Source organism: Streptococcus sp. ZY19097 (genome assembly GCF_040731245.1).
GTDB classification, from domain to species: Bacteria; Bacillota; Bacilli; order Lactobacillales; family Streptococcaceae; genus Streptococcus; species Streptococcus orisratti.
In genome coordinates, this window is sequence record NZ_CP160400.1 from 1900406 (window position 1) to 1913731 (window position 13326).

The 13326-nt window shown below is 39.1% G+C and carries 10 protein-coding genes and 2 pseudogenes; 3 read left to right on the top strand and 9 right to left on the bottom strand.

The features are described 5' to 3' along the window. Window positions 1-182: 182 nt before the first annotated feature. From ABZ559_RS09465 to uvrA, 6 genes are all read right to left on the bottom strand, one after another. On the bottom strand, window positions 183-503 hold the full coding sequence (locus tag ABZ559_RS09465; RefSeq protein WP_018375748.1) for a carboxymuconolactone decarboxylase family protein: 321 nt from the start codon (window positions 501-503) through the stop codon (window positions 183-185). A gap of 193 nt (window positions 504-696) precedes the next feature. After that, window positions 697-1128, bottom strand: coding sequence for a cupin domain-containing protein (locus ABZ559_RS09470; RefSeq protein ID WP_273414882.1), 432 nt, complete (start codon window positions 1126-1128; stop codon window positions 697-699). An 11-nt stretch (window positions 1129-1139) separates the two neighbouring features. Next, entirely contained in the window at window positions 1140-1985 is an 846-nt protein-coding gene (locus ABZ559_RS09475; protein WP_277291319.1) for an aldo/keto reductase, read from the bottom strand. Beyond that, window positions 1985-2377 (bottom strand): stress response transcriptional regulator NmlR, encoded by a 393-nt coding sequence (gene nmlR / locus ABZ559_RS09480; protein ID WP_018375745.1) that lies wholly within the window; start codon window positions 2375-2377, stop codon window positions 1985-1987. The genes ABZ559_RS09475 and nmlR overlap by 1 nt, the downstream gene beginning before the upstream one ends. 47 nt (window positions 2378-2424) lie before the next feature. Continuing rightward, window positions 2425-2901 carry a flavodoxin gene (locus ABZ559_RS09485; RefSeq protein ID WP_277291318.1) on the bottom strand — a complete coding sequence of 159 codons (477 nt, stop codon included), beginning with the start codon at window positions 2899-2901 and terminating at the stop codon, window positions 2425-2427. 1043 nt (window positions 2902-3944) lie between these two features. Continuing rightward, the gene (gene uvrA, locus ABZ559_RS09490; protein WP_367006146.1) at window positions 3945-6770 is read right to left on the bottom strand and encodes an excinuclease ABC subunit UvrA; all 2826 of its coding nucleotides are present in this window, start codon (window positions 6768-6770) and stop codon (window positions 3945-3947) included. A 474-nt stretch (window positions 6771-7244) separates the two neighbouring features. On the opposite strand from uvrA, the gene ABZ559_RS09495 reads away from it, so the two are divergent. Together ABZ559_RS09495 and ABZ559_RS09500 are read left to right on the top strand one after the other, a co-directional pair. Next, window positions 7245-8189 carry a magnesium transporter CorA family protein gene (locus ABZ559_RS09495; RefSeq protein WP_367006148.1) on the top strand — a complete coding sequence of 315 codons (945 nt, stop codon included), beginning with the start codon at window positions 7245-7247 and terminating at the stop codon, window positions 8187-8189. A 226-nt stretch (window positions 8190-8415) separates the two neighbouring features. Then, window positions 8416-9078 (top strand): DUF1129 family protein, encoded by a 663-nt coding sequence (locus tag ABZ559_RS09500; protein ID WP_367006150.1) that lies wholly within the window; start codon window positions 8416-8418, stop codon window positions 9076-9078. Window positions 9079-9337: 259 nt separating this feature from the next. Here ABZ559_RS09500 and ABZ559_RS09505 read toward each other — a convergent pair whose 3' ends face one another. Beyond that, entirely contained in the window at window positions 9338-9646 is a 309-nt protein-coding gene (locus ABZ559_RS09505) for a hypothetical protein (protein ID WP_367006151.1), read from the bottom strand. Between the two features lie 221 nt (window positions 9647-9867). Beyond that, a pseudogene (locus ABZ559_RS09510) lies at window positions 9868-11175 on the bottom strand (glycoside hydrolase family 1 protein); the annotation flags it as partial. A gap of 39 nt (window positions 11176-11214) precedes the next feature. Between ABZ559_RS09510 and ABZ559_RS09515 the strand changes: the two are divergent. Next, window positions 11215-12271 (top strand): annotated as a pseudogene (locus ABZ559_RS09515) (IS630 family transposase). A gap of 93 nt (window positions 12272-12364) precedes the next feature. Here ABZ559_RS09515 and ABZ559_RS09520 read toward each other — a convergent pair. Then, window positions 12365-13324: an acetylxylan esterase gene (locus ABZ559_RS09520; protein WP_367006152.1), complete on the bottom strand. Its 960-nt coding sequence runs from the start codon at window positions 13322-13324 to the stop codon at window positions 12365-12367. Window positions 13325-13326: the final 2 nt, after the last annotated feature.

Consider the following 13326-nt stretch of genomic DNA (forward strand, 5'->3'; position numbering starts at 1 on the left):
TGTGAATACAGGTTCTAATGTTATGTTTTTGGCAAATCAATGTCTTGATTCCACCAATAAACTATCAGATTATGGTGAACTGTACTCTAATCAATGGAAATGAAAAATCAGACTAGGTGATACTGATAGATAAAATTAAAGTTCACCAAATCAGCGACATCTGAATCTGATTTTCAAAAAAATTAGTCCGTCCAGATGTTTTTAGCAAGATTAAAGGTTGCCCAAGCTTTTGGCCACCCTGCATAGAAGGCAACATGGGTAATAACCGCAGTGATTTCTTCCTTGGTTACCCCATTACTTTTGGCATTTTGTAAATGATACTCTAGAGATGAATCCGTCATGCCCGATGCCATCAAAGCCACAACGGTAATGATACAACGGGTTTTCAAATCAATATCTTGATTGTTCCAATTTTCACCAAATAGGACATCATCATTATAGTGAGCAAAGTCAGGAGCAAAATTTCCTAATTGGTCACGTCCGGCTGTTTGTTTGATTGTCATAAGTTCTCCTTCTTTCTTAAATGAGCCAAGGCTCAATTTCTACTTATAGTCAATAAAATTAAAATCAGATTTGCTCCAACAGCCTGAGACTAGACTATTGAAGGTTGGAAATAAAACAAATACAGCTCGTATTAGCAAGACACTGTTAGAACTGTATTCATCAAATTAAGTTAAGAACGTCAGAAGTTGACTTTCAAAGAATATTAGCTTCTTGATTAGCTTTAGTGTATTGTTCATCACTAACAGCTTCATACCACTCGGCTCTACCTGTAGTGATGGCAACATGGCTAAACCATGAATCTGCGGTTGCTCCATGCCAGTGTTTAACACCATCATGGGTGACAATGACATCACCTTGTTTCAATAATTGCGCAGCTTTGCCTTCTTCTTGATAAAGACCTTGTCCACCTGTAACTAAGAGGATTTGATAACCTCCCACATGAGCATGCCAATGGTTACGGCAGCCAGGCTCAAAAGTGACATTGCCAACTCCAAAATGGCCATCGGGTGCCTGCGCTAACAGATTCAAATAAGATTGACCTGTGAAAACATTAGCATAGGCATCGTTTTTGCTACCAATTGGAAAAATACCTGCTTCTTTTAGTTCTTCAAAATTTGCCATCATAACTCCTCCTTTTAAACTTTATAACGCGACAAAGACTTGATCGTTTCGGGATTATAGTGATTGATAAAGAGACTTTCCCCTTGATCTAAAGTTAAAATTTCTGCCATATCCTCATCACTTAAATTAAAATCAAAAACATCAAAGTTTTGTCTCATGCGTTCTTGATGAACGGTTTTTGGAATGACCACAATACCACGCTGAATAAGATAGCGCAATCCAACCTGAGCAGCACTCTTACCGTATTTAGCACCAATAGTGGTCAAAATAGGATTGGTAAAGAAATCATTTTTACCTTCAGCAAAAGGTCCCCATGATTCCAGCTGAATGCCATATTCATCACTAACTTTCTTCGCTTCAATCTGTTGATTAAACACATGGGTCTCTACTTGATTAACCATAGGAAGGATAGCATTAAAACTTGCCAAATCAACGAGGCGATCTGGATAAAAATTGCTGACTCCGATAGCTCTAATTTTACCAGCCTTGTAATATTCTTCCAGAGCACGCCAAGTTCCATAATAGTCTCCAAAAGGTTGATGAATTAAGACTAAATCAATGTAGTCCATCTGCAATTTGCGCAACGATTCGTCCAGAGAAGCTTTAGCTTTTTCATAGCCTGCGTTCGAAATCCAAACCTTAGTTGTGATAAAGAAGTCTTCGCGTGGTAGACCAGATTTTTGAACAGCCTTGCCGACAGCTTCTTCATTACCATAAGCCTGCGCTGTATCAATTAGGCGATAACCCACCTCGATAGCTTCAGACACCACCCGCTCGCATTCTCCTAAATCTGGTATTTGAAAAACTCCAAAGCCTAAAATTGGCATTTTAACACCATTTGATAAGGTTACTGTTTCCATCATTTTTCCTCACTTTCTGTAAACAATTCCTTTTCACGCTTTTTAATCATGTTTTGGTAGTTGTTAATTTTAAAATCAAGACGTTCCCGTGCTTGATTAAGTTCATCAATTCGTGAAACTAACTCATCGCGTTGCTCGATCAAGAGCGCTAGTCTTGCTTCTTCTGTCCCCTCGCCCTCCACTAGCAGGTTAATATATTCGATTAGAGATTCAACGCTCATGCCTGCTTTTCTAAAGCATCGAACAAATTCTAAAATCCCAATTTCACGCTCCGTAAAATCACGAATACCAGATTGATTACGGGTAATGTGTGGCAGCAAACCAATTCGCTCATAATAGCGGATGGTATCAGCCGATACACCTGTTAATTCACTTACTTTTTTGATATTCATTACATTTCCTTTCCCTATTAGACCACTAATAATCGCTACTGCGTTTATTAGTCGCCTAAGAATTCTAGACTAGCTAGCCAGCTTTTAACATCGGTCAAATGATTAAGAACGTGACCTTTTGGCAGCTTATGCCCAGTCCATTTTTCCATCATTTTTTGTGAATCATAATAACTAGAACCTCCAGAAGTTGCAAAGGAAACTAAATTTTTCCCAGTCAAATCAAGATCATCCAAAACCGTATGAACAATCTTTGGTGGAATCCCCCACCAAATCGGATGACCAATAATAATCGTATCATAACGTGATACATCTGGTAGTTTTCCCTTGTATGCTGGACGGGCTATTTCGGTATTTTGCTCCCGATTTGCTCGACTGTCTGCTATTGTCCAATCCAAATCTGCCCTCGTATAGGGGTGCTCAGCTTCTATTTGATAAATATCTGCATTGATTAAATCTGAAATTGACTGAGCGACATTACGAGTTGTTCCAGTCATCGAAAAATAAATCATGAGTACTTTTTTCAAACCTGTTTCCTCCTTAAGTTATTCTATGTCTAGTATAAACCTTGGAGTTAACTTTAAGTCAAGCGTTTCATTTTCGAAGAGTATAAATAAAGTCTGAAGTTGAGCTAACCTTTCGTTATTTTCAATATCTGAAAACTCCATTTCCCCTATCAGCCCTAGACAATTAGCAATAAAGCAATAAAATGATGAGTTATTTTATTGCTGAACTTAAAATCTTGTGCTCTGATTCTAAGCGAGTAGAACAAGAAAAGCTTCTGGATAAAGATTCCAAAAGCTTTTTTCTATACTATATGGCCAATAAATCTATTGTTAGCATCCCGAAAACAAGGGCAGCCTTACAGCTGAGATTATAGGCAATGATTTTAATTGTATTTTTCATCAGTCTGTACCGTCCTTTCATTTTGATTAGGCTTAGAACCTGTATTCACAGTTCAGCACTTCTATCTAAGGCTAATTTTTCAGCTACTCATCCTTAGTTTTTTCAAAATACAGTCAGTATTCTCTCAAAAAACTGCCTTGATTAGCGAAAAACTATCTCTTATAGTCTTTTAGTTTGCTTTTAGTACAAGGCAACGAGCTGCAGGTTGCTAGAACAGCCTTTAGGCTGTTCTAGGTTGGAAATAAGACATGCAAAGCAAGTGACTTTCGTAAAGTACGGCAAAGCGAGTTCAAACAATCCAGTGGAGTGTTTGAAGTTGGAAATAAGGAAACAGAGTTTCCTCTTACGTCGAAGTAATCAAAGATAAACTAAATGACTATATCTATAAGCGCTTCGTTTGTGAATACAGGTTTTTAGTTTACCACAAAAAACTAAAACTTTCCTCAATAAAGCTCAATGTCAAGTTTGGCGGTGCTATTAACTAAAACAAATCAAGTTAATAATGTCTGAACTTGATTTTCAAAGAGTAATAAATAAATTTCAACAGTCGTAAAATAAGCGCTGTAAATCTAGCTAGATAAAGTAAAACCCAAAAATCAAATGGTTAGAAAATTAGTAATTCTCCCTCTCCTCTAGATTGTTTTTTACTGATTTCCTTACTAGTTTATTGCAACTTAGCTTTCAAATATTGACCTGTATAGGATTCCTTGACTTGGACGACTTCCTCAGGGCTTCCTGTAGCTACAAGAGTACCTCCACCGACACCACCTTCTGGTCCCAAATCAATGATATGGTCTGCTGTCTTAATCACATCTAAATTGTGCTCGATGACAAGCACAGTGTTGCCTTCATCCACAAAACGATTCAGAACTTGCAACAAACGAGCGATGTCATCGGTATGGAGGCCAGTTGTTGGTTCATCAAGAATATATAAACTCTTACCAGTTGAGCGCTTGTGGAGCTCACTGGCTAATTTCATACGCTGTGCTTCACCGCCAGACAAGGTCGTGGCTGGTTGTCCTAGTGTGACGTAACCCAAACCAACATCCTTGATAGTCTGCAATTTACGGGCAATTTTAGGAATCGCTGCAAAGAAATCAACCGCATCATTAACCGTCATGTCAAGAATTTCAGCAATATTTTTTTCCTTGTAATGCACCTCAAGTGTCTCCGAATTATAGCGAGTTCCGTGACAAACCTCACAAGGCACATAGACATCAGGTAGAAAGTGCATTTCAATCTTGATAATACCATCACCTGAGCAAGCTTCACAACGGCCACCCTTAACGTTGAAGGAGAATCGGCCTTTTTTGTAGCCACGAATCTTGGCTTCGTTTGTTTTGGCAAAGAGATCACGAATATCGTCAAAAACGCCAGTATAGGTGGCAGGGTTAGAACGTGGTGTTCGTCCAATAGGACTTTGGTCAATATCGATTAGGCGATCCACATACTCAATCCCCTCAATGCTCCGATATTTCCCAGGTTTGGCGGAATTGCGGTTAAGTTTTTGCGCTACTGCTTTTTTCAAAATACTGTTAATTAAAGTTGACTTACCAGAGCCAGACACACCAGTTACAGCAATAAATTTTCCTAGTGGGAATTTGACATCCAGATTTTGTAAATTATTTTCAGCAGCTCCTTTGATTTCTAAGAAATGGCCGTTACCCTGACGACGCTCACTTGGCACAGGAATGTATTTTTTCCCTGACAAATATTGACCAGTAATAGATTTTCTATTTTTTGCCACTTGTTTTGGCGTTCCTGAGGCAATGATTTCACCACCAAACTGACCCGCTCCTGGTCCCACATCAATGAGCCAGTCTGCCTGCATCATGGTATCTTCATCATGCTCAACAACAATCAAGGTATTGCCTAAATCCCGCATTTTTTTCAGGCTGTCAATCAAACGATCGTTGTCACGCTGATGCAAACCAATGGAGGGTTCGTCCAAGATATAAAGAACACCAGATAAGTTTGATCCAATCTGAGTAGCCAAACGAATCCGCTGACTTTCCCCACCAGAGAGTGTCCCAGCTGAACGTGACAAAGTTAAGTAATTTAGACCCACATTATTGAGAAAGGTCAAGCGATCCCTGATTTCTTTGATAATTGGTGTTGCAATGGTTTTCTCATTTTCGGACAGATGAATCTGACTAAGAAGTTCCAAATGATCGGCAATAGACAAGTCAGAGAGTTCCCCAATATTGAGTCCCTTTTCTCCTCCAACACGGACACAAAGCGCCTGATCGTTGAGGCGGTAGCCGTGACAGGTAGCACATGGCAACTCATTCATGTATCCACGCATGACATTTCGCGTAAAATCGCTATTGGTTTCATGATAGCGGCGGCTAATATTGGTCACAAGTCCTTCAAAGGGCAGATCAATATTGCGTTCACCACCAAAATCATTGACGTAGTGAAAATGAAACTCACGGTCACCTGACCCATAAAGAATCAAGTTTTGTTCCTCTTCGGTCAGGTTTTCAAAAGGTGTATCCATATCAATGTTGAATGCAGTCATGGCCTGCTCTAGCATGGCAGGGTAATAGTTAGACGAAATGGGATTCCAAGGAACTAAAGCTCCTTCACGTAGGGATTTGGTTCGGTCAGGGATTACCAAATCTAAGTCAACTTCCAATTTCACCCCTAAACCATCGCAAGTTGAACAAGAGCCAAAAGGCGCATTAAAAGAAAAAAGACGAGGTTCCAACTCAGGCACAGTGAAGCCACAGACAGGACAGGAATAATGCTCAGAAAAAAGCAGCTCTTTACCATCCATTGTATCAATAATGACGTAGCCATCCCCTAGTCGCAGAGCAGCTTCAACAGAGTCAAAAAGACGTGAGCGAATGCCTTCTTTATTAACGAGACGATCCACCACTATTTCGATATTATGCATCTTTGTCTTGGAGAGTTCGGGCACTTCCGCCACATCAAAAATATCACCATCCACACGCACACGAACATAGCCATCTTTTTGGATTTTATCGATGATGGTCTTGTGCTGCCCTTTTTTACGGCGAATAACTGGTGCCAAAATTTGCATCCGAGTGCGCTCTGGCAACTCCAAGACCTGATCTACAATTTGCTCAACAGAAGAGGCTGTAATTGCCCCGTGACCATTGATACAATACGGTGTTCCTACGCGAGCATATAACAGACGCAAATAATCATTAATTTCTGTCGTTGTCCCTACGGTTGAACGAGGATTTTTACTGGTGGTCTTTTGGTCAATGGAAATAGCTGGGCTGAGGCCATCAATGGAATCCACGTCTGGCTTTTCCATATTTCCCAAAAACATACGGGCATAAGCCGACAAACTTTCAACGTAACGACGTTGACCTTCTGCGTAAATAGTATCAAAAGCCAGTGAAGACTTGCCTGAACCAGACAAGCCCGTTACCACAACCAATTTATCACGTGGAATTTCCACATCAATATTTTTTAAATTATGGGCTCTCGCTCCATGAATAATTAACTTATCTTGCATAATATCAGATACTAAGGCGTAACATTCGATAGAAAGATAGGAACTATTCCGAAAATCTTGATTTTCAAGACCAGTTATCTTTTTTTCTGAGGGTTTAGCCCGAGTTCAATTCCTTTCTAAGGATACAAAGTCCATCAAAAACAATTTAATTTTAGAAAAGCAGAACTGCATGCATTCACACAGACTGATTTATCTAGATCCCAAGTTTTTAGGGCGTGTTCTAATCCGCTCTATGATACGAAGGGCGTTAAACAGGAAGTTAGCATTCCATTCAAATACAGTTTCCTACTCTACATTATTGATAGTCATAGAGTCATTCATATTTCTTATTATAACAAAATTTCTTCCATTCGTTGTCCCAAAAAACTGAGAAATGTAGTATAATAAAACAGTATGCAAAATTGTCCATGAAAGCGACTGTAAACAGACCGCTCTGCCATTTTGTAAAAAAGTTTTCCAGAAGGAGGGACGCTCATGAAACAAATGTTTCTATCAACAGCACTAGAATTCAAAGAAATCGAAACCTTCGAGCCCGGCGCTTGGATTAATCTGGTCAACCCCTCCCAGGAAGAATCAATCATCATTTCAGAACAGTTTAATATTGACATCACTGACTTACGCGCGCCTTTGGACGTTGAAGAAACCTCTCGTATTACGGTTGAAGATGACTATACCCTTATCATTGTAGATGTCCCAACCTACGAAGAAAGAAATAACAAAAGTTATTATGTCACTATTCCTTTAGGAATTATCGTCACAGAGAATGCGGTCATCACAACTTGTTTGCAAGAATTAACGCTCTTTGATAATTTCTACAAACGCCGTGTAAGGAATTTTTATACCTTTATGAAAACACGCTTTGTTTTTCAATTGCTCTACCGCAATGCTGAACTCTTCTTGACAGCTCTTCGGACTATTGACAGACAGAGTGATAAGATTGAAGCTCAACTTGAAAATGCTACAAAAAATGAGCAACTGATTGACATGATGGAGTTGGAAAAATCTATCGTCTATTTGAAAGCTTCTTTGAAGCTCAACGAACGCATTGTCAAAAAATTGTCTTCTAGCACCAGCTCACTCAAGAAATATATTGAAGATGAGGACTTACTGGAAGATACTCTCATTGAAACGCAACAGGCCATCGAAATGGCTGGTATTTATGAAAATGTCCTTAATGCCATGACTGAAACATCAGCTGCTATCATTGGCAATAACCAGAATACCATTATGAAAACCTTGGCACTTATGACTATGGCTTTAGATATTCCGACCGTTATTTTTTCTGCCTACGGTATGAACTTCAAAGATAACACTATGCCTTTCAATGGTTTGCCAAATGCTTTTTGGCTCATTGTTCTCATTGCAACTTTGGGTTCCTCTTTCGTTGTTATTTACTTCATTAGAAAGAAATGGTTCTAACGTATCAGTACATTCTTTTAAATTGCTTTGAGTACAGACAGCCAGTTGTGGACCGTACGGGAGTTTAGCAATTGAACTGTCCAAGTATAAAAGATAAACCAATGGGTTACAGGACATCCCTACAGAGTTTTTATTAGAACCGCCTAAATACCTTAAGTGTTTTAAACTAGATAATTATTAGTGTCAATGTCACTATCTTCAATAATATAAAACAGGAGAAATCGTTATGGATTTACAAAATCTTACCAAAAAAAATCAGGAATTTATCCACATTGCTACCCATCAATTGATACAAGATGGTAAATCAGATGCTGAAATCAAGATAATCTTGGAAGAAGCTCTTCCTAATATTTTAGAAGCACAGAAAAAAGGAATTCCAGCACGGACATTACTTGGAGCACCAACTGTTTGGGCAGCTTCCTTCACTCCAAAAGAAGGGGAGGCTGTTGATACTACCAATTCGTCAAAAAATACCAACCCTTGGTTGATGTGGCTTGATACTTCACTTCTATTTTTTGGCGTAGTTACTTTACTCAATGCTGTTTTGATTTTCTTTAACTCAAAAACGGTCACAACTGGTATCACTTCTATTTTTGCTCTTAGTTTTGCTGGTGGGGGTGCCATGTATGCCACTTACCATATGGTTTATCGTCACATGGGCAAGGATAAGAGCGAACGCCCTCGCTGGTATAAAGTATTTGGTGTCTTGTTACTAGCTATGTTATCTTGGATTTTAATCTACGTTGCCGCTAGCCTGCTCCCTGCTACTCTCAACCCTCAATTACCAGCTCTGGTTCTCCTCATTATTGGAGCAGCTGCCTTTGGACTACGTTATTACCTACAAAAACGCTATAATATTCTCAGCACTATGGCTCCTCAACCACGTTAACTAACACTCAAAAAAATCAAACTAGGTGAGACCGAGCACATGTTATCCCGAATTACGGCAAGGTAAAGACAGCGACGTATCACTTTGATTTTTCGATACCAAAAAGCACCTTTAAGGTCAATGTCATTAAGTTAAGGCCCCTACTCCAATTTTTATTGGATAGGGGCTTTTTCAATAAAGTGATAGTCTAAAATCAAAAAGGAGTTTTCCCATGGTTCAGTCTATTCAAACAATCTTAGAGTCTTTCATCTCACAACTCTCATCCGACAGTTCTTCTTATGTCGTCCAACCAGATAAAGACTTTACTCGTTCTAGAAAATGTTCCTTCCAATTCAGAAAAAGTGTCTAAACTTTCTTGTTCCGTTATCACCGTCTGTGGTGTGGTATCTGATGCCATTTCTGTTGCTGGTATTGTCGTGAGATTGCTGACTCCCACTTCAGTTGTTGATTGATTAACTGCAATAGTATTAGTAGTTGTTTCCTCTGCATAAACTTTTTGTACTCCGAGAATGCAACCTGCTACTAAAACACTTGCTAGAACACTTGTTTTTGTCAATTTTTTTGCCATAGTTTCCTCGTTATATACATTTTTGAGTAGTAATTATTATGTTATTGTATTAGTATAAATTAAATGAATCTTTTGCTGAAAAATAACGTGGTAGCGTATAAAAATCATTTATCAGCTTCCTTTAGCAGAAGTGTACTTGAAAACAGGAGGTGAAACTCTAGTGGGTTTTATATCAATTTAATTTTCGTAGCGTCTAAAATGCCAACTCTTGAACTCAGTCCCTACGAAAGACCATTTTGTGTTGTAACAGTTTTAAACCATTGTCCTGATTTTTTAATTGTTTTGATTTGTGTGTGGATATCAGTTGAGATGAAGCCGTAACGATTTCGATAAGCATTAGTTCATGACCAGCAATCAATCGGTGTCCAAAGATGATAGCCAAAACAATTTGATCCTTCTTCGATACCTTTGTGTAACCACTCCAGATGCTCTTTAATAAAATCAATGCGGTAATCATCTTGAATTTGCCCCGACTCATCTAAGAAGCGTTCTTCCCTTGAGACACCCATCCCATTTTCAGAAATGTACCATGGAATATTCTTATAATTGTCTCGAATATTGATGGCGATGTCATATACTGCTTTCGGGTAAATCTCCCACCCTTTATCAATATTCATGCGGCGCCCTGGCGTCTGGTAATCATCAAAATACCTGGTCGGCAACCAATCACCTACCGAATTTGGTGCAATATCCGGAGCTTTTACGCGATTTGGGTGGTAAAAATTGACACCAAGAAAATCAACTGTATTGCGTTTGAAAATCTCCTTATCCTCTTCTGCCGTCTGCCAAATGACCTTATCTCTCCTTAGAACATCTTCCAATTCCGCAGGGAAGTGACCATGAATTGCTGGCTCAAGAAACATTTTATTATTCCAAAGTTCCGCAAATCGCGCAGCTTCTTGATCAGCTGCTGATTCAGAAGCTGCATAGGTTGGTGTCAAATTTAAAACGATACCAATTCGACCGCCATCTTTGTCTAAACCAAGTGCACGATATTTGGCAATGGCTTTTGCTGATGCAAGATTGAGGTTGTAGGCGACCTGAACTGCTTTTTTACCATCCACAAGATTTGGATAATGAAACTGGTAGAGATACTCGCCATCAACCACCACCATTGGTTCATTGTGAGTCGTCCAATCCTTAACACGGTTACCAAAAAGTCTAAATGCCTGCTCAGCAAAGCCAACAAATAAATCAACCACATGGCGAGATTCCCAACCACCATACTTGTGATAAAGTTCCACTGGTAAGTCAAAATGGTGTAAGGTAATGATAGGTCGAATACCATTTTCAATAAAACAGTCAATTACTTGATTGTAAAAATCAACAGCTGCTGGATTTACCGTATTGGCCTCCAAATCATCAATCAAACGCGACCATTGAATAGAAGTCCGCAAACTATTGAGACCGACTTTTTTCATAAGTGCGATGTCTTCTCTAAAACTATTATAAAAGTTTGAAGCCGTGTCTGGCCCTACCTGATTATAGAAAGCTTCTGGTTCTATTTCATACCAATAGTCAAACATATTATACTTAACAAAAATCAAAAATAGCGTTATAATAGTATTATGACAAAAGAACTTACCCAAACACAAGTCGAAGAATTAAAGCAAGCCCTTAAAGATAAAAATAATGCTCCGCATCATAGAAAAATTCAAGCCCTTATTCTCTACTCTGAATGCCATAATTTAACATCTGTAGCTAAATCAGTAGGCTTTGTCCATCAGACAGTCCGCAACTTATTAAATCGCTATCTAAGTGGTGGCTTAGAAGCTCTCTTAAAGGAGAATCGTGGTGGTCGCCGCCGCTCCTATATGACGCATGAGGAGGAAGAAGATTTCCTTAAAGAGCAACTCTCTTCCTCTTTGAATGGAGAATTCGTTACCGTTAACACCCTCTTTAAAGCTTATCAAGAGAGAGTTGGGCACAAGACAACCCGAGAAGGTTTCTATGCTCTCCTGAAACGTCATGGTTGGCGTAAAGTTAGCCCACGTCCCCAACATCCGAAAAAAGCAGACGCCGAAACCATTTTAGCGTCTAAAAATAAAATCTTTATTCGAGGAGAGAATGAGTAAGCGCTTTATTGATGGAAAAGAATATCAAAAAATCCGCCTTATGTATCAAGATGAGGCGGGTTTTGGGCGTATCAGTAAACTTGGTTCGTGTTGGTCTCCAAAAGGTTATCGTCCTCACGTAGCAAGTCATCACATTCGTGAATACCGCTATTGTTATGGAGCTGTGGATGCCCATACAGGCGACTCGTTTTTCATCATAGCAGGCGGATGTAATAGTGATTGGATGAATGAATTTTTACGCCAACTATCGGCAGCTTATCCAGAAGATTATATTATTTTAGTCATGGATAATGCCATCTGGCATAAATCTCAGACCTTAAATATTCCTAAGAATATTGAATTTACCTTCATTCCACCCTACACACCTGAAATGAATCCTATTGAGCAAGTCTGGGCTGAGATTCGTAAACTTGGTTTCAAGAATAAAGTATTTAGGACCTTAAATGAGGTAATCGATAAACTTCAAGAGGTTATTCAAACCTTAACCGCTTATCAACTCAAATCAATTGTAGATAGAGACTGGACTTCCGCTATTTTTGATTTTAACTGAGTATTAGCATGCTTTTTGGCGAAACGACCTTCACTTTGGGGACCAGATGTAGCGGCTCCTCACCAAAAATTAGTTGGGAATTTTTTCATTAGATTAAATCCTCTCTCCTTTTAAAATTCTAAAAACGAGGTCATTGTATTTGGGAAGGTACTCATGCCCATACTCTGGATAAAACAGCAACTGTTTTGGGGATTGAATGTTATTATAAACAGCGAATTGTGTCTTTGGATGGCAAATATGATCCTCTAATCCCATTCCCCAAAGTACGTCTGCTTTAATAGCTGGTGCAAAATGCTGAATATCAATGTATTCCAGATTATCAAACGCTTCTTCCTCTTTTTCATGCAAGGGATCTCTAAAATGGAACCAATAAGCCAATTCTTCATAGGCTGACTGAGTTACATCAAGGTTGTAAGCTTCTCTAAAATCACTCAAAAAAGGATACTGCACAAATGCTTTTTTGATGTTAGGACAAAGACTGGCACAAACCAAAGCTAAAGCACCTCCTTGAGAAACACCACTTACATATAAATTTTCATGCTCAACATCCGACATGCTTTGAACAATCTTAATCAACTGATAGATGTCTTGGTAAACTTTACGGTAGAAAAGATTTTCTTTCCCACCTTCAATACCACGAATCAGATGACCTTTCAAGGTCCCACCTGATGTTTGCAAGGTATCTTGAGACTGTCCGCCTTGGCCTCTAACATCCATAGCAACAATTCCAAACCCCTCACCAACAAAAGGTAACTTATCAACTAAGTCTCCAGAATTACAATGGTAACCATGAAATTGAAAAATCAAGGGAAATTTCTCAAGCCGTTTTGGTTTCACAAATTGGCAAACAATTTTTGCGTCATCAACTCCCCTAAAGGTCAACTCATAAGCCTCTCCAATTTGTGAGGGAAAATCAATCAATTGCAGGCAGTAATCTGTTCCTAAAGCCTCCACTTCTGCCTTGGCCTCTTCCCAGTAAACATCAAAATCAGTTGGTTTGACCCCTGATCCTTGATAAGTTCCCCACTCTTGAATCGCTAATTCTTTTTTCACTG